This is a genomic window from Ornithinimicrobium sufpigmenti, assembly GCF_004322775.1.
GTDB lineage: Bacteria > Actinomycetota > Actinomycetes > Actinomycetales > Dermatophilaceae > Ornithinicoccus > Ornithinicoccus sufpigmenti.
On the sequence record NZ_CP036403.1, the window covers coordinates 3315169 to 3331845 of the forward strand.

The 16677-nt window shown below is 72.0% G+C and carries 19 protein-coding genes; 12 read left to right on the plus strand and 7 right to left on the minus strand.

Annotation, left to right across the window (positions count from 1 at the left end; all coding sequences use genetic code 11):
- The first annotated feature begins 210 nt into the window (after positions 1-210).
- Both ESZ52_RS15255 and ESZ52_RS15260 read left to right on the plus strand, forming a co-directional pair.
- The gene (locus ESZ52_RS15255) at positions 211-924 is read left to right on the plus strand and encodes an HD domain-containing protein (RefSeq protein WP_131105681.1); all 714 of its coding nucleotides are present in this window, start codon (positions 211-213) and stop codon (positions 922-924) included.
- A complete protein-coding gene (locus tag ESZ52_RS15260) occupies positions 914-1636 on the plus strand; it encodes a DNA alkylation repair protein (protein WP_131105682.1) in 723 nt (240 codons plus the stop codon). The genes ESZ52_RS15255 and ESZ52_RS15260 overlap by 11 nt, the downstream gene beginning before the upstream one ends.
- 30 nt (positions 1637-1666) lie before the next feature.
- Here ESZ52_RS15260 and ESZ52_RS15265 read toward each other — a convergent pair whose 3' ends face one another.
- Positions 1667-2443 (minus strand): DUF4031 domain-containing protein, encoded by a 777-nt coding sequence (locus tag ESZ52_RS15265; protein WP_131105683.1) that lies wholly within the window; start codon positions 2441-2443, stop codon positions 1667-1669.
- A gap of 202 nt (positions 2444-2645) precedes the next feature.
- On the opposite strand from ESZ52_RS15265, the gene ESZ52_RS15270 reads away from it, so the two are divergent.
- Positions 2646-2942 (plus strand): WXG100 family type VII secretion target, encoded by a 297-nt coding sequence (locus ESZ52_RS15270; protein WP_131105684.1) that lies wholly within the window; start codon positions 2646-2648, stop codon positions 2940-2942.
- Between the two features lie 167 nt (positions 2943-3109).
- Here the strand turns inward: ESZ52_RS15270 and groL are convergent, their stop codons facing one another.
- The 4 genes from groL to ESZ52_RS15290 form a co-directional block, all read right to left on the minus strand.
- Positions 3110-4735 (minus strand): chaperonin GroEL, encoded by a 1626-nt coding sequence (gene groL, locus ESZ52_RS15275; RefSeq protein WP_131105685.1) that lies wholly within the window; start codon positions 4733-4735, stop codon positions 3110-3112.
- A gap of 191 nt (positions 4736-4926) precedes the next feature.
- Positions 4927-5763, minus strand: a complete 837-nt coding sequence (locus ESZ52_RS15280) for an MBL fold metallo-hydrolase (protein WP_131105686.1) — start codon at positions 5761-5763, stop codon at positions 4927-4929.
- A gap of 90 nt (positions 5764-5853) precedes the next feature.
- The gene (locus ESZ52_RS15285) at positions 5854-7521 is read right to left on the minus strand and encodes a formate--tetrahydrofolate ligase (protein ID WP_131105687.1); all 1668 of its coding nucleotides are present in this window, start codon (positions 7519-7521) and stop codon (positions 5854-5856) included.
- 89 nt (positions 7522-7610) lie between these two features.
- On the minus strand, positions 7611-7901 hold the full coding sequence (locus tag ESZ52_RS15290; RefSeq protein WP_131105688.1) for a DUF3263 domain-containing protein: 291 nt from the start codon (positions 7899-7901) through the stop codon (positions 7611-7613).
- Positions 7902-8095: 194 nt separating this feature from the next.
- Here ESZ52_RS15290 and ESZ52_RS15295 point away from each other — a divergent pair, with 194 nt between their 5' ends.
- The 9 genes from ESZ52_RS15295 (at position 8096) to ESZ52_RS15335 (ending at position 15875) form a co-directional block, all read left to right on the plus strand.
- Complete coding sequence (locus ESZ52_RS15295; protein ID WP_131105689.1) at positions 8096-8776, plus strand: uracil-DNA glycosylase; 681 nt, start codon at positions 8096-8098, stop codon at positions 8774-8776.
- A 77-nt stretch (positions 8777-8853) separates the two neighbouring features.
- Positions 8854-9738, plus strand: coding sequence for an SGNH/GDSL hydrolase family protein (locus ESZ52_RS15300; protein ID WP_272948417.1), 885 nt, complete (start codon positions 8854-8856; stop codon positions 9736-9738).
- Positions 9735-10427 carry an HpcH/HpaI aldolase family protein gene (locus tag ESZ52_RS15305; RefSeq protein WP_131105691.1) on the plus strand — a complete coding sequence of 231 codons (693 nt, stop codon included), beginning with the start codon at positions 9735-9737 and terminating at the stop codon, positions 10425-10427. The genes ESZ52_RS15300 and ESZ52_RS15305 overlap by 4 nt, the downstream gene beginning before the upstream one ends.
- Before the next feature lie 83 nt (positions 10428-10510).
- Positions 10511-10906 (plus strand): TOBE domain-containing protein, encoded by a 396-nt coding sequence (locus tag ESZ52_RS15310; protein WP_131105692.1) that lies wholly within the window; start codon positions 10511-10513, stop codon positions 10904-10906.
- Positions 10907-11070: 164 nt separating this feature from the next.
- On the plus strand, positions 11071-11718 hold the full coding sequence (gene modA, locus ESZ52_RS15315) for a molybdate ABC transporter substrate-binding protein (RefSeq protein WP_202865351.1): 648 nt from the start codon (positions 11071-11073) through the stop codon (positions 11716-11718).
- The gene (locus ESZ52_RS15320; RefSeq protein WP_238154646.1) at positions 11715-12584 is read left to right on the plus strand and encodes an ABC transporter permease; all 870 of its coding nucleotides are present in this window, start codon (positions 11715-11717) and stop codon (positions 12582-12584) included. The genes modA and ESZ52_RS15320 overlap by 4 nt, the downstream gene beginning before the upstream one ends.
- Entirely contained in the window at positions 12581-13780 is a 1200-nt protein-coding gene (locus ESZ52_RS15325; protein ID WP_131105694.1) for an ABC transporter ATP-binding protein, read from the plus strand. The genes ESZ52_RS15320 and ESZ52_RS15325 overlap by 4 nt, the downstream gene beginning before the upstream one ends.
- A 58-nt stretch (positions 13781-13838) precedes the next feature.
- Positions 13839-15008 (plus strand): acyl-CoA dehydrogenase family protein, encoded by a 1170-nt coding sequence (locus ESZ52_RS15330; RefSeq protein WP_238154647.1) that lies wholly within the window; start codon positions 13839-13841, stop codon positions 15006-15008.
- A 93-nt stretch (positions 15009-15101) separates the two neighbouring features.
- Positions 15102-15875: an SDR family NAD(P)-dependent oxidoreductase gene (locus ESZ52_RS15335; protein WP_131105695.1), complete on the plus strand. Its 774-nt coding sequence runs from the start codon at positions 15102-15104 to the stop codon at positions 15873-15875.
- 18 nt (positions 15876-15893) lie between these two features.
- On the opposite strand, the gene ESZ52_RS15340 is transcribed toward ESZ52_RS15335, so the two are convergent.
- Complete coding sequence (locus tag ESZ52_RS15340; RefSeq protein WP_131105696.1) at positions 15894-16301, minus strand: PH domain-containing protein; 408 nt, start codon at positions 16299-16301, stop codon at positions 15894-15896.
- A 122-nt stretch (positions 16302-16423) separates the two neighbouring features.
- Positions 16424-16675 (minus strand): DUF6457 domain-containing protein, encoded by a 252-nt coding sequence (locus ESZ52_RS15345; protein WP_202865352.1) that lies wholly within the window; start codon positions 16673-16675, stop codon positions 16424-16426.
- Between the last annotated feature and the right edge of the window lie 2 nt (positions 16676-16677).

Sequence of the window (16677 nt, forward strand, 5' to 3'; positions counted from 1 at the left end):
GGCCCGACATACCCTCCAGAACGGGCTGCCAACGCCGTGACCTGCGGTGATGAGGCGTTCCGCGGAACGTTATCTCCTCGGCCCTCCCACCTCGGCGCTGTCACCTCGACCTTCGCGACCGCCCAACCCGCACGGCTCGACCATCAGTGCCGGGCCCGGCCGCCCGCATGGCACAGTGGAGTCTCCGCCTGCCACAAGGAGCCCCGCACGATGACCTCGCCCGTCGCGGCACTCGCCGAACCGCTGCTGGACCGGTGGCTCTCCGACGCGGCCCAGCTGGCGCCGGACGCCGGGCGAGACCTGTGGCTGGCCGAAGGCTCGCTGCTGCTACGCGGCTGGTCCGAGCCGCACCGGAGCTACCACACCGCCGAGCACCTCGCCGAGACGCTGGCCGCGGTGGACGAGCTGGAGGAAGCAGGCGAGGTGGACGCCGACGAGGCGCTGGTGGTGCGGGGAGTCCTCTGGTACCACGACCTCGTCTACGACCCTCGCGCCGCGGCGGGCAGCAACGAGCACCGCTCGGCCATGATGGCGCGCGACCACCTCCACCGGCTGGGGGTGCACACCGCGACCGTCGAGGTCATCGAGGCGGGGGTGCTGATGACCTTCGGCCACGAGGTCCCGTCGCGCGCGGCGACGCCCCGGGTGCTGGACGCCGTGCACGACGCGGACCTGTGGATCCTCGGTGCCCCCGTCGAGCGCTACGCGGCCTACCGCAGGCAGGTGCGTCGGGAGTACGCCCACGTGCCCGACCCTGACTTCGCTCGCGGCCGGGCCGCGATCATGGGTCCCTTCCTGCACCGCGAGCGCCTCTACCGCACCTCGCACGCCCACCTGGCCTGGACCGACCGGGCTCGTGCCAACCTCGCCGCCGAGCTCGCCGACCTCTCCACCGACCCCGGAGCACCACCCGATGGGGTATGACGTCGCGTTCGGCTATGACGTCGCGCTCGTCGACGCGGTCCGCTCGGCCCTGACCGAGGCGGCGGACCCTGACCGCGCCGCCGGGCAGCAGGCCTACATGAAGAGCGCGATGCCCTTCCACGGCATCACCACCCCCGACCTGCGGCGGATCCTCGTCCCGGTCCTGCGGCAGCATGCCCCCGACGACCGACTGGTCTGGGAGGCCACCGTGCGCGAACTGTGGGACGGCGCCACCCATCGTGAGCAGCGGTATGCCGCGCTCGCCCTCGCCCAGCACCGGTCAGCGCGGGCGTGGCAGGACCCCTCCGTGCTCACGCTCCACCGGCACCTCGTCGTGACCGGTGCATGGTGGGACCTGGTCGACCAGATCGCCACCCGCCTGGTCGGGCCGGTGCTGCTGAGGCACCGGAGGAGTGTCACACCGGTCATCGAGGCGTGGGCCGGTGCGGACGACCTCTGGCTTCGCCGCACGGCGATCCTGTCCCAGCTGGGGCACCGCGAGGAGACCGACACCGCCCTGCTGGAGCGCTGCATCGCGGCGAACCTCACCGACAGCGACTTCGGTGACCGGTTCTTCGTGCGGAAAGCGATCGGCTGGGCGCTACGCCAGCACGCGAGGACCGACCCAGCCTGGGTCGTAAACCTCCTCGAGCGGTATGCCGACCGGCTGAGCCCGCTCAGCCGCCGCGAGGCGCTGAAGCACCTGGGGTGACGCGTGGGCGCCCCGGCCGGTCGGCTCTGGTCAGGGTCCCTGCGGCCGGTCGCGCCACCGGGCCAGGAGCGGCCAGAACACCTGCCCGCCGGCGCGCCGCTCCGCCTCTGTCCAGGACAGCCACTCTGCCTCGGCGATCTCGGTCGGGTCTGGGCGCAGCGGCTCGGGCGCGGGCAGCGGGGCACCGAAGACAGCCAGGTGGTTGGTCTGGTCCCAGGGCGGGGGTGCCGCGGCCTGGGAGGGGAAGAGGATCCGCTGGTAGCCGACCGGCACCAAGTGGTCGGGGTCCAGGCTCAGGCCCACCTCCTCGCGGAGCTCACGGACGGCGGTCTGTCGGACGGTCTCGCCGGGGTCACGCTTACCTCCGGGCGCGGCCCAGCCCTGTCGGCTGGTGTTGCGCACGAGCAGGAGCAGGTCGGCGGTGGTCACCAGGATCACGGCGGCCCCGGCCGACGAGGGTGGCTCCAGTGCCGAGGCCACGACCTCGACGACGTGCTCGTCGGGGATCCACTCCAGCCCGTTCGGGCGCCGCCCCAGGGGCCGCTCGCCCCGCCGCTTGCGGAAGCGCAGCCCGCTGTCCCGCAGGCGTCGGGCCAGCTCGCCCGCCGGCACCGGCACGGCGCCCGCGGCGACGGCGTCGGCATACCGCTCCTGCGGCACGTCGTAGTGGTCGCCCTCGAAGGCCTGCGGCGGCAGTCCCGCCCGCCGGGCAACCTCGTGCAGCTCCTCGAGGGAGGTGTCGCTGGCGAGGTGGGAGAAGAGGCGCCCGTGCGCGGCCCAGGCTGGCGGGTCGATGAGCACGGTCACGCAGCGACCTTACCCGCGGGCAGGTGCGGTGCTGCCGTCAAGCCTCACCCATGGACAGCCGAGCATCCGGGCCGTCGACGCCGTCGTCGATCGCTGTCGACCGAGCAGCACTGTGGATAACTCCTGCGGGACGTGACCACCCCGGCCTAGCGTCAGGTGCACCGGGTGGCAGACCGTCGCCCACCACTGGAGGGGATGAACCATGAGCAACACCTTTGCCGTCGACACCGCCCGGATCGCTGCCGCGTCCGGGGACATCGAGCGCATCGCGGCCAGCATCGAGTCCGAGGTCCGCGCGATGATGGCCAAGCTCAACGCGCTGCAGGACTGCTGGCGGGGCTCGGCCGCGGGTCAGTTCCACACGGTGACCCAGGACTGGAGCGCCACGCAGGAACGGGTGCGGACGAGCCTGCAGCAGATCTCCACGACGCTGCGCACCGCGGGCCAGGACTACGAGCTGGTCGAGCAGACCAACCGGATGCGCTTCACGCCGGCCTGACCCGGCTCCCGCCCCGACCCCCGACCCCCGGCGGCGTGGCTGCCCCTGGCGTCACCCCGAGCCATGGCCCCGGGACGCCGCAGGGCGGCCCCCGCAGCAGATCTGCGAGGGCCGCCCTGTCGTGCTCGTCGCCGGGCTCCGGTCGAGCCGCCCGGCGGGAGGCTGGATCAGAAGTCCATGCCGCCCATGCCACCGTCGGCGCCGGCCGGCATGGCCGGGGTCTTCTCCGGCTTGTCGGCGATGACGGCCTCGGTGGTGAGGAAGAGCGCCGCGATGGAGGCGGCGTTCTGCAGGGCAGAACGGGTCACCTTCACCGGGTCGGCGATGCCGAAGGACAGCATGTTGCCGTACTCGCCGTTGGCGGCGTTCAGGCCTTCGCCGGCGGGCAGGTTGCGCACCTTCTCCGCGATGACGCCGCCCTCGAGGCCCGCGTTGATGGCGATCTGCTTCAGCGGGGCCTCGATCGCGACCTTGACGATGTTCGCGCCGGTCGCCTCGTCACCCTCCAGGGACAGACCGTCGAAGGCGCCGGAGGCCTGGATGAGGGCCACGCCACCACCGGCGACGATGCCCTCCTCGACGGCCGCCTTGGCGTTGCGCACGGCGTCCTCGATGCGGTGCTTGCGCTCCTTGAGCTCCACCTCGGTCGCGGCGCCGGCCTTGATGACGGCGACCCCACCGGCGAGCTTGGCCAGGCGCTCCTGGAGCTTCTCGCGGTCGTAGTCGGAGTCGGAGTTGTCGATCTCGGCACGGATCTGCGCGACGCGACCGGCGATCTGGTCGGCGTCGCCGCCGCCCTCGACGATCGTGGTCTCGTCCTTGGTGACGACCACCTTGCGGGCGGTGCCCAGCAGGTCGAGCTCGGCGGTCTCCAGCTTCAGGCCGACCTCCTCGGAGATGACCTGGCCACCGGTGAGGATGGCGATGTCGCCGAGCATGGCCTTGCGGCGGTCACCGAAGCCCGGCGCCTTGACGGCGACGGACTTGAAGTTGCCGCGGATCTTGTTGACCACCAGGGTCGCCAGGGCCTCGCCCTCGACGTCCTCGGCGATGATCGCCAGCGGCTTGCCGGACTGCATGACCTTCTCCAGCAGCGGCAGCAGGTCCTTGACCGAGGAGATCTTGGAGTTCACGACGAGGACGTAGGGGTCCTCGAGGACGGACTCCATGCGCTCGGTGTCGGTGACGAAGTAGGGGCTGATGTAGCCCTTGTCGAACCGCATACCCTCGGTGAGCTCCAGCTCCAGGCCGAAAGTGTTGGACTCCTCGACGGTGATGACACCCTCGTTGCCCACCTTGTCCATGGCCTCGGCGATCATCTCGCCGATCTCGTTGTCGGCCGCGGAGATGGACGCGGACTGCGCGATCTGCTCCTTGGTCTCCACCGGCTTGGCCTGGGCCAGCAGCTCGTCGTTGACCGCCTTCACGGCGACCTCGATGCCGCGCTTGAGGGCCATCGGGTTGGCGCCGGCGGCGACGTTGCGCAGGCCCTCCTTGACCATGGCCTGGGCCAGGACGGTCGCGGTGGTGGTGCCGTCACCCGCGACGTCGTCGGTCTTCTTGGCGACCTCCTTGACCAGCTCGGCGCCGATCTTCTCGTAGGGCTCCTCGAGCTCGATCTCCTTGGCGATGCTCACGCCATCGTTGGTGATGGTGGGCGCACCCCACTTCTTCTCGAGCACGACGTTGCGGCCCTTGGGGCCAAGGGTCACCTTGACGGCGTCGGCCAGGGTGTTCATACCCTTTTCGAGACCCCGGCGAGCCTCCTCGTCGAATGCAATGGTCTTAGCCATCTGCGCTGGTTCCTCCACACGTGGACGATCGGATGACCGGGTGCCGCCCGCGACGGACGAACCGGGCGGACGGGGCTCAGGTCGTCCCGCCACCCGGCCCTCGACAGGCCGGTCAGGATTATCACTCTCACCATGAGAGTGCTAGGTCCATCATTAGCACTCGACCCCCTTGAGTGCAAATGCCAGGCGGGCTAGTGCCGCAGCTCCAGGACCCGCACCGCCGCCTCGCGCAGGGTGTGCGTCTCCAGCCCGATCCCCCGGCACGCGCTGACGAAGGCCTCGACCCCGACGCCGCCGTCCGAGACGACCTCGGAGCACCGTGCGGCCAGCTCGGCCAGGACGTCCGCCTGCTCGTCGACGAAGGCGCGGTCCACCACGTCACCGTGCCCCGGGACCCAGAGGTCGGCGTCCGCCGCAGGGGCCTTGGCCGCCAGCCCACGCAGGGTCTGCGCCCACTCCAGCGGGAAGGAGTCCTCCATCGCCGGGTCCGCGCCCTCCTCGACGAGGTCGCCGGCGAAGACCACCCCGACGTCCGGCGCCGCCACCGCCAGGTCGTGGTCGGTGTGCCCGCGGCCGGCGTAGAGCAGCTCCACGCTGCGCCCGCCCAGGTCGACCGTGGTGTCCCCCTCGACCAGGTAGAAGGGCAGGACGATCTCGGTGGCGGCCATCGCGTTGGCCATGTCGTCGCGCTGCGTGCGACGCAGATGGGCGACGACCTGCTCGCGCTGGTCCTCCCCCGAGCGGCGCAGCTCCTCGGCCGCACCGACGTGAGCGTAGATCTGGGAGTCGCGGAAGGCGGAGTTGCCGAAGCAGTGGTCGTAGTGCGCGTGCGTGTTGACCACGACGACCTCCCGGTCGGTGACCTCGCGCACCGCGGCGAGCAGCTCCATACCGTGCTCGTGGAAGCTGCGCGTGTCCACGAGCAGCGCCCGCTGCTCGCCCACGACGAGGCCGCAGTTGAGGTTGAGCTCCTCGTGCCGGCGCACGTACACGCCGGTCGCGATCTGCCGGAAGGTCACCTCAGCCATGCCTTCCAGTGTATGAAGGGGCGCGCGCGCCCCGGGCGGGAGCGGGCCGCGAGGACGGGTGGGAGGACGGGGCGGTGGGGAGGCCGCGCATCAGGACAGCCCGACGATCGTGCCGTCGTCGAAGACGTCCATGCCGTTGGCCGCGGGCACCCTGGGCAGGCCGGGCATCCGCAGGATGTCGCCGGTCAGGGCCACGACGAAGCCCGCCCCGGCGTTGACGACGAGGTCGCGGACGGTGATCCGGAAACCTCGTGGCGCGCCGAGCAGGGTGGGGTCGTCAGAGAAGGAGTACTGGGTCTTGGCCATGCACACCGGCAAGTTGCCGTAGCCCTCCTGCTCGATCTGGGTCAGCTGGGCCACCGCCGGCCCGACGAAGTCGACGCCGTCGGCGCGGTAGACCTCGGTGGCGATCTTCTCGATCTTGGTCCGCAGGCTGTCGGCGCTGTCGTAGATCGGGGCGAAGGAGCTGTTCTGCTCGCACAGCTCGACCACCTTGCGGGCCAGGTCCTCGCCCCCCTCGCCGCCCTGGGCGAAGACCTCGGAGAGGGCGACGTCGGCGCCGAGCTGGGCGCAGCGCTCCCGGACCAGGTCCAGCTCGGCATCGGTGTCCGTGGGGAAACGGTTGAGCGCGACCACGGCGGGGACGCCGAACTTCTGCAGGTTCTCCAGGTGCTGCTCCAGGTTGACCAGCCCGGCTCCGAGCGCCTCGAGGTCCTCCTCGGCCAGCTGCTTCTTGTCCCGGCCGCCGTTGAGCTTCAGGGCACGGACGGTCGCGACGACCACGACGGCGTCCGGCGTGAGATTCCCTGCCGGGCAGACGATGTCGAAGAACTTCTCGGCGCCCAGGTCGGCGCCGAAGCCGGCCTCGGTGACCACGTAGTCGGCGAGCTTGAGGGCGGTCTGGGTGGCGACCACGGAGTTGTTGCCGTGTGCGATGTTGGCGAACGGGCCGCCGTGGATGATCGCGGGCGTGTTCTCCAGGGTCTGCACCAGGTTCGGCTTGATCGCGTCCTTCATCAGCAGCGCCATCGCGCCGGGGGCCTCGAGCTGGGCGGCGGTCACCGGCTGCTTGTCGTAGGTGTAGGCCACGATCATCCGGCCGAACCGCTCCTTGAGGTCCTCCAGCCCGGAAGCCAGGCAGAGCGCGGCCATGATCTCGCTGGCCACGGTGATCTCGAAGCCTGACTCCCGCACCACCCCGTCGCCGACCTTGCCCATGCCGATGACGATGTTGCGCAGGGCGCGGTCGTTCATGTCCAGGACGCGCTTCCAGACGATCCGCTTGGGGTTGATGCCCAGCGGGTTGCCCTGGTGGATCGAGTTGTCGAGCAGCGCGGAGAGCAGGTTGTGGGCCGAGGTGATGGCGTGGAAGTCGCCGGTGAAGTGCAGGTTGATGTCGTCCATCGGCACGACCTGGGCGTAGCCGCCACCGGCCGCGCCGCCCTTCATCCCGAAGCAGGGCCCCAGGGAGGGCTCGCGCAGGGTGGTCATCGCCTTCTTGCCGATGCGGTTGAGCGCCATGCTCAAACCGACATTGGTCGTGGTCTTGCCCTCCCCCGCGGCGGTCGGGTTGATCCCCGTGCACAGGATGAGCTTGCCGTCCGGCTGGTCCTTGCGCCGGGCGAGCACGTCCAGGTTGATCTTGGCCTTGTCGTGGCCGTACGGCTCGTAGTCGCTGACGTCCAGCCCCAGCCCCGCCGCGATCTCACCGATCGGCTTCAGTGTGGCTGCCTGCGCGATCTGGACATCGGTCTGCATCGACCCGGTCTCCTCGCCGTCCACGGGCCCAGTGCGGCCCTCCCAGGCACAAACTACCCCGCGGACTGGGGCGGTATGACGTGAGTGGGTCAGACCTGCATGCCCAGCCGGCGCATCGAGCGGGTGCGCTGGCGGCGGGCACGCTCCCGGCGCAGCCGCTTGACCAGCAGCGGCTTGTGGGCCAGGGCGGCCTCGGTGTCGATGAGCTGGTTGAGGATCTGGTAGTACCGCGTCGTGGAGAGGTCGAAGAGGTCCTTGATGGACTCCTCCTTCGACCCCGGGTAGGTCCAGTGCCGGCCCTCGAACTCCAGGATCTGCCGGTCTCGCTCGGAGAGGCCGGAAGAAGGGTCGGCCTGCTCCACGCGGGTGACGGCGCCCATGCAGATGTCCTTTCGTCGCACGACTCGGCAGTGGTTTCCCCATCCTAGGCCACCGGACTTACACGCGTGTCATTCGACGCGCGGCCGATCCCGACCGGCGACACGCTCTGCTTCCGACCGGGGACACGCTGTGCCCCCGACCGGCGACACGCTCTGCCGCCACAGCCGGCACGGCACGTCATACAGTGACCGGCGTGAAGCCCGCCACTCCCCTGCGTGACCTGGTGCACCCGAGCTGGGCGGAGGCGCTGGCCCCCGCCGAGCAGACCGTCGCCGCCCTGGGCGAGTTCCTGCGCTCCGAGATGGCGGCCGGGCGCAGCTATCTGCCTGCGGGGCAGCACGTCCTCCGGGTCTTCGAGCAGCCGCTGGACCAGGTGCGGGTCCTCATCGTCGGGCAGGACCCGTACCCGACACCGGGCCATGCCGTCGGCCTGAGCTTCTCGGTCGCGCCCGACGTCACGCCGATCCCCCGCAGCCTGGCCAACATCTACTCCGAGCTCGTCGACGACCTCGGCGTGGCGCGCCCCTCGACCGGTGACCTCTCCCCGTGGGCGGAGCGCGGGGTCATGCTGCTCAACCGGGTGCTCACGGTGCGCCCCGGAGCCCCGGCCAGCCATCGCGGCAAGGGTTGGGAGGAGGTCACCGACCTGGCGATCGAGGCTCTCGTCGCCCGCGGCGGGCCACTGGTCGCGATCCTCTGGGGCCGCGACGCCCGCACCCTGGGGCCACGACTCGGTGAGGTCCCTCGCGTCGAGTCCGCCCACCCTTCTCCGCTGTCCGCCCGTGGCGGCTTCTTCGGCAGCCGTCCGTTCAGCCGGACCAACGACCTGCTCGCCCGCCAGGGCGCCGACCCGATCGACTGGAGCCTGCCGTGACCCGATCCTCCGAACCCGCCGACAAGCAGAGTCCGCTCCTGCTGGTCCACGGTGACGCAGGCCCGACGGTGCACGGCCTGGCCGGCAGCGTCCGGCCGCAGCCGCGGGCCTGGAGCCGCTACGTCGCGATCGGCGACTCGTTCACCGAGGGGATGAGCGACCCCGACCCGGCCACCCCCGGGGCGTACATTGGCTGGGCCGACCGGCTCGCGGCGCTCCTGTCGTCGCACGCCCCCGACTTCGCCTACGCCAACCTGGCCGTGCGCGGCCGCAAGCTCGCCGACGTCGCCGGTCCCCAGCTCGAGGCGGCCCTCGACCTGGGGCCGGACCTGGTCAGCATCGTCGGGGGCGGCAACGACATACTGCGTCCCCGCGCCGATATCGACGCGCTCGCCGTCCAGCTCGACCACGCCGTCGCACGGATCCGCGCCACCGGGGCGGACGTGCTCATGGCCACCCCCACCGACCCGATCGGCGCGCCGATCATCGGCCGCACCCGCGGCCGCGTGGGCACCTACATCTCCCACATCTGGTCCATCGCCCAGCGGCACGGCTGCTACGTGCTCAACCAGTGGGCCTGCGACTTCCTCAAGGACTGGCGCATGTGGTCCGAGGACCGCATCCACATGACGCCGGAGGGGCACCGCCGGGTCGCGCTCACGGCATACCTCGCGCTGGGGCACACGGCCGAGGAGGCGGACTGGCGCGCCCCGCTCCCGCCGCAGGCCCCGGCCCGGACGATCGAGACACTGCGGGGCCACGCCCAGTGGGCCCGGGTGTATGCCGGGCCGTGGGTCCAGCGGCGGCTGCAGGGCCGGTCCTCGGGCGACCTGATCAGCCCCAAGCGGCCTGTGTGGGAGCCCGTGGGCGGCGAGATGAGCGCGGGTCAGCCGCCGGACGACAGCTCTGCGGGTGACGGTCCTGCGGGTGACGGTGGGACCGACAGGGGGACGCTGCGATGACTGACCTGACCTCCCCGATGGGCCTGTGGTTGGGGCTGCTCGGGCCGGACTCGCTGGAGGCGCTCCCCACCGAAGGCCTGGGCTGGCTGGGTGTCGACCTGCAGCACGGGAGGTATGACGTCGCGGACCTCACGGGGCTGCTGCGGGTGGCCAGGGTGCCGGTCCTGGCGCGGGCGGCCTCGCAGGCGGCGGACCACCTGGCGCGTGTGCTGGACACCGGGGTGGACGGGGTGATCGTGCCGGGGGTCGAGTCGACCGCGCAGGCTGCGGCCCTCGTGCAGGCGGTCCGCTTCCCGCCCGAAGGCGTGCGCAGCACCGGGGTGACCCGCTCGGTGCTGACCGGAGGCCCGGCGCGGCCGCTCCTGCTGCCGATGGTGGAGACCCGCGGGGCGCTGGACGACGTGGAGGCCATCGCCTCCCTGCCGGGGGTCGACGGGGTGTTCGTCGGCCCGTACGACCTGTCCCTGTCGCTGGCACGGCCCTCCGTGGTGGACGACGAGGTCGTCGGTGCGATCGGCCGGGTGCACCGCGCTGCCCGGGAGGCCGGGGTGCTGTGCGGGGCCTTCTCAGGAAACCGGGACCTGGATCCTCTCCTACCTGCCGACCTGGACCTGGTAGCCGTCGACACCGACGTCTCGGTGGTCCGGGAGGGTGCGCGGGCCGTCCTTGAGCGCCGCGTCCGACGTTAAGTGCGTAGGCACCCGCTGCATGGGTGAGCGGACCCGTCGACTGCCGACGCCACTGTCGCAGATGCGGCAGATAGACTGCATTCATGACGCAGATGCGGGTGAGCGAGGCTGCTGAGCTCCTCGGGGTGTCCTCCGACACCGTGCGGCGGGCGATCGAGGCCGGTCGGCTGCCCGCTGCCAAGGACGCTGCAGGACGCACCGTGGTCGAGGGCAGGGACGTCGCCGCCCTCGCCCAGGACCAGGCGCACCCGGCCGAGGTCGGGACGGTCGGGTCCAGCTCGGCCCGCAACCGCATGCGCGGCATCGTCACCCGAGTCAAGAGCGACGCGGTGATGTCGCAGGTCGACATCCAGGCCGGGCCGTTCCGGCTGGTGTCCCTCCTGTCCACCGAGGCCGTCGAGGAGATGGGGCTGGAGCCGGGCAGCGTGGTGATCGCCTCGGTCAAGGCCACGCATGTGACCGTCGGCACCCCGTCATGAGCCCCATCCCCCGACAGGACACCCGGAAACCCCCGACAGGGCACGGGGAAGGGCCCCACCGAGCACGTCATACTCTCCGGGTCGTCGCGCTGGGCGCCCTGCTGGGCCTGTGCGGCTGCTCCGCCGAGGGCCCCGCGGACTCCCCCGGGCCGCAGACGCTCACCGTGCTCGCGGCCGCGTCGCTGACCGACGCCTTTCGGCTCGTCGCCGACGACTTCGAGGCCGACCACCCCGGGGTGAGCGTCGAGCAGAGCTTCGCGGCCAGCTCCACCATTGTCCAGCAGGTCAACGAAGGCGCACCGGCCGATGTCATCGCGCTGGCCGGGATGAGCTCTCTGGAGCCTCTCGCCGAGGAGCACCGGGTCGGCGAGGTGCACGAGTTCACCAGCAACAGCCTCCAGCTGGCGGTGCCACCGGACAACCCGGCCGGGATCAACGGCGTCGACGACCTCACCGACGACGGCATCCGGCTCGTCGTCTGCGCCGAGCAGGTCCCGTGCGGCGCGGCCACCGCGACCCTGTTCGAGACCCTCGGCATCGACCCGGCCGTCGCCTCCCTCGAGCACGACGTGCGGGCGACGCTGACCAAGGTCGAGCTCGGCGAGGCCGACGTGGGGATCGTCTACCGCACCGACGTCGCCACGGCCGGCGACCGCGTGCTGGGTGTGGAGATCCCCGACGACGTCAACGCCGTCAACAGCTACCCCATCCTCGCCGTCTCCGACGCTCCCCTGGCCCAGGCGTTCGTCGGGGAGGTGCTGTCCGAGCGAGGCCAGCAGCACCTGACCGACGCGGGGTTCGTCGCACCGTGAGCAGCCTGCGCACCCGGGGGGCGACCCGGACCCGCCGCGCGCCCCGAGCCCGCCGCGCGCCCCGAGCCCGCCGCGCGCCCCGGGCCTGCGGCGCGACCCGGGCCCGCCTGCCGCTCCTGGTGCCGGCTTGGCTGGGTGTGGCCTTCATCGTGCTGCCGCTCCTCGCCCTGTTCATCCGGGCCGACTGGGCCAACATCACCACCCATCTCGCGGCACCGGTCGTCGGCCAGGCGCTGCGGCTGTCGGCCATCACCACGGTCATCACCATGGTGGTGGTCTGGGTCGTCGGCACCCCGCTGGCCTGGCTCCTCGCCCGCTCCGACCACCCCCTCACCGCCTGGGGACGGGCGCTGATCACGGTCCCGCTCGTCCTGCCCCCCGTGGTCGGCGGCGTGGCGTTGCTCATGACCTGGGGACGCCGCGGGGTGCTGGGCGGCTGGCTCGACGAGACCTTCGGGATCACCCTGCCGTTCACCACCGCCGCGGTGATCATGGCCGAGATCTTTGTCGCGATGCCGTTCTACGTCATCTCCGTCGAGGGCTCCATGCGCAGCCTGGACCGCCGCTACGACGAGATCGCCGCCACCCTCGGCGCCGGACCCGTCCGCACCTTCTCCACCGTCGCTCTCCCGATGGTGCTGCCCGGCATCGCCGCCGGGTCAGCGCTGGCCTGGGCACGGGCCCTCGGCGAGTTCGGGGCGACGATCACCTTCGCCGGCAACTTCCCGGGCCGGACCCAGACCGCCCCGCTCGGGGTCTACTCCGCCCTGGAGAGCGACCCGCAGGCGGCGATCGCGCTGTCGCTGGTGATGCTGCTCGTCAGCGTCCTGGTGCTGAGCCTGCTCCGCAGCAGGTGGTTGCGATGAGCCGGCTGGAGGCCCAGCTCGCCGTCGACCTGGGCGACTTCCACCTCGACCTCGACCTGCGCTGTGACCGGGGCGTCACCGCGGTGCTCGGCCCCAACGGGTCGGGCAAGACGACCGCGCTCAAGGCGGTGGCGGGGCTGCATACCCTCACCTCCGGGCAGGTGCGGGTGGACGGCCAGACCTGGGCCGACCACGGCGCCCGCCTGCACCTGCCGCCCGAGGCCCGCAGCGTCGGGATGCTGCTCGCCGACCCCCTGCTCTTCCCGCACCTGAGCCTGCTGGACAACGTCGCCTACGGCCCCCGGTCACGCGGTATGCCGCGCCGCGCCGCCCGCGAGCGCGCCGCCGCCGAGCTGGGCCGGGTCGGCCTGGCCGAGCTCGCCGACCGCCGGCCCGCGCAGGTCTCCCAGGGCCAGGCGCAGCGCGCGGCGCTGGCCCGGGCGCTGGCCACCGACCCCGCCGTGCTGCTGCTGGACGAGCCGCTGTCGGCGCTCGACCCGCAGACCCGGTCCGCGACCCGCGCCGAGCTGTCGCACCGGCTGCGGGAGTTCGACGGGGTGACGGTGCTGGTCACCCACGACGCGCTGGACGCGCTCACCCTCGGCGACCGGCTGGTCTTCGTCGAGGAGGGACGGGAGGTGCAGTCCGGGACGCCGGCGGAGGTCATCTCCCGGCCACGTTCGCCCTACGTCGCCGGGGTGGTCGGGCTCAACCTGCTGCGCGGGACCCTGGTGCACGAGACCCCGGTGCACGAGACCCTGGTGCACGAGACCTTGGTGCACGAACGGTGCGACACATCCGTCGCTGCGACCACGGATGTGTCACACCGTTCCGGCACAGGGCTCGCGAGCGAGGGTCAGGCACCGGCCAACATCATCGACCTCGGCGACGGCGCGCACCTGGTGCTCGCCGAGGTGCCCGAGGACGTGCGCCACGGTGAGGCGGTCTGGGCCACCGTCGCCCCCGAGGCGGTCGCCCTGTTCACCCGGCGTCCGCAGACCTCGGCGCGCAATGTCTGGCCGCTCACGGTCGCCGCGGTCACGGTGACCGGCCCGCGGGCCCGGATCCACCTCACCGGAGCCGTCCACCTCGTCGCGGAGGTGACGCTGGGCGCGGTGGCCGAGCTGGAGCTCATCGCCGGCCGGGAGGTGTGGGCGAGCGTGAAGGCCACGGAGGTGACCGCATACCCGGCCTGAGGTGCTGTGCACCTGCGCGGTTATCGGCTGACGCCACGTCCACGTCTACCCTGCCGCCATGGCCCTGACCGTGTCGCCCCAGCGCGTCCTCCCGACCGAGGAGGCCCGTGACCTGCTCGCGCTCGTCCGGGAGATCGCCGACGAGCAGCTGCTGCCCCAGGTGGACCAGGCGGAGGCCGAGCACCGCTTCCCGCGGGAGGTCTTCACCATGCTCGGCCAGACCGGGCTGCTCTCGCTGGCCTACCCCGAGGAGTTCGGTGGCGGCGCGCAGCCCTACGAGGTGTACCTGCAGGTCGTCGAGGAGATCGCCCGGGCCTGGATGTCGGTCGCGGTCGGTGTCTCCGTGCACTCGCTGACCGCCTTCCCGATGGCCACCTTCGGCAGCCCCGAGCAGCAGCAGCGCTGGCTGCCCGGCATGCTCGGCGGCGAGCAGCTCGGCGCCTACTGCCTCTCCGAGCCGCAGGCCGGCTCCGACGTGGCCGCGATCCGGACCCGCGCGGTCCGCGACGGTGAGGACTACGTCCTGACCGGCGGCAAGGCGTGGATCAGCCATGCCGGGCACGCCGACTTCTACACCACCTTCGTGCGCACCTCCGACGACGGCGGGCGGGGCCTGTCCTGCTTCCACATCCCTGCGGGCACGCCCGGCCTGAGCTTCGCCGAGCCCGAGCGCAAGATGGGCCTGCACAGCGACACAGTCGGCGAGGTGCTCCTGGAGGGGGTGCGGCTGCCGGCCGACCACCTCATCGGCCAGGAGGGGCAGGGTATGCCGATCGCCCTCGCCGCGCTCGACTCCGGCCGGCTCGGCATCGCCGCGGCCGCGACGGGGCTGGCTCAGCGGGCACTGGAGGTCGCGTCGACGTACGCCACCGAGCGGGAGCAGTTCGGCCGCCCGATCGCCGACAACCAGGGGCTGGCCTTCCTCATCGCCGACATGGCTGCGGCGGTGGGGTCGGCGCGCGCGACGTACCTGCACGCCGCTCGGCTCAAGGACGCCGGCCAGCCGCACACGCAGGAGGCCTCGATCGCCAAGCTGGTCTGCACCGACGCCGCGATGAAGGTCACGACCGACGCCGTCCAGGTCCTCGGCGGCTACGGCTACACCACCGACTTCCCGGTCGAGCGGATGATGCGCGAGGCCAAGGTGACCCAGATCTTCGAGGGCACCAACCAGATCCAGCGGCTGGTCATCAGCCGTCAGCAGCTGGCCAGGGTCGCCGGACGCTGAGCCGCCGGTCTGCTGTACTCGTGTCACCGCACCCGCACGCGTTGGCCCACCCCTAGCGCGCACGCAGACGCACCGCACTCGCACGGAGGAAGCATGCAGATCACCGACTCGACCGTCGCCCTCATCACCGGGGCCGCCAGCGGCCTGGGCGAGCAGACCGCCCGCCGCCTGCTCGACGCCGGCGCCCGCGTGCTGCTGGTCGACCTGCCCGGTGGGCGCGGCCAGGAGCTGTCCGACGAGCTCGGCGAGCGCACCCACTTCGCCGGCGCCGACGTCCGTGACCCGGAGCAGGTCACCGCCGCCGTGGCCGCCGCCACCGCGATGGGCGAGCTGCGGATCGTGGTCAACTGCGCCGGCGTCGCGACCCCAGGACGGATCCTGTCCCGCCGCGGCGTGCTCGACCTGGACGCCTACCGCACCGTGATCGAGATCAACCTCATCGGCACCTTCAACGTCCTGCGCCTGGCCGCCGAGGCGATGGCGTCCAACGAGCCGGCGGGCGGCACCGGTGGAGACCGCGGCGTGATCGTGATGACCGCCAGCGTCGCCGCCTTCGACGGTCAGATCGGCCAGGCCGCCTACGCCAGCTCCAAGGCCGGCGTCGTCGGCCTCACCCTCACCGCCGCCCGCGACCTGGCCGACAAGGCCATCCGGGTCATGACCATCGCCCCGGGCGTCTTCGAGACCCCCATGATGGCCGGCCTCGGCGAGGACGTGAAGTCCTCCCTGGAGGCCCTCGTCCCCCACCCCTCGCGGCTCGGCAAGCCCGAGGAGTACGCCTCCCTCGTGGCCCACATCGTCGACAACCCCCTCCTCAACGGCGAGGTCATCCGCCTCGACGGCGCGCTGCGGATGCCGCCGCGCTGACGGCCGAGCGCCGCACCCCTAGGCGACGCGGCGCGCCTCCAACTGGTCGAGCTCCTCGACCAGCACGCCGGGCAGCACCACGGCCCTGCCGTCGACGAGAGCGGTGACCCTGCGGGCGTCCGCGCCGGGCTGGTCGGTGCCCAGACGCTCGACCCGCTCCCAGCGGAGGCGGCGCGTGGTCAGGCCGTTCGACAACGTCATACCCGTCCGGTCCACGGTGGTGCCGGCCCGCATGGCGCCGATCCAGAAGAGCACCATCCCGAGGATGAAGACGGCGCGCACGACTGTCCCGGCCGTCCACCCGTCCTCCAGCACCCCGACCACGCCGACCGCGACTGAGGTCAGGATCAGCACCAGCACGGCCCAGAAGAGGAAGGTCCGATGTGGTGGGCGCAGCGTGAGGTATGTCGTGCCGGCGTCGGTCATGCTCTCAGGGTACGGACGCTTTGGAGTGGGTCGGTCGGCCTGTGCGCCGGTAGCGCCGTAGACATCACTCGTATGGGTCGGGACTCTCCCCTCCCCAGGTCGAGGGGTCGCGGGGTCGCCGGCTACTGCTCACCGACACCCGGCGGGTCACCGATCCGGCGCAGAATCTCCTCCGCATCCAAACCTTTGGCGACGGCCGCCCCCAGTGCGTAGGTGGCGATCGGCGCCAGCGGCCTGGCCCGCCCGTGCGCGGTGCGCTTGGCCAGCCCCAGGATGCGGGTGACCACCTCGAGGTCGAGCGGCTCCCCCGTCACCTCGGAGACCCAGGTCAGCCACTCACGATGCTCGGCCTCGATCTCCGCCGGGGTGCTCATCG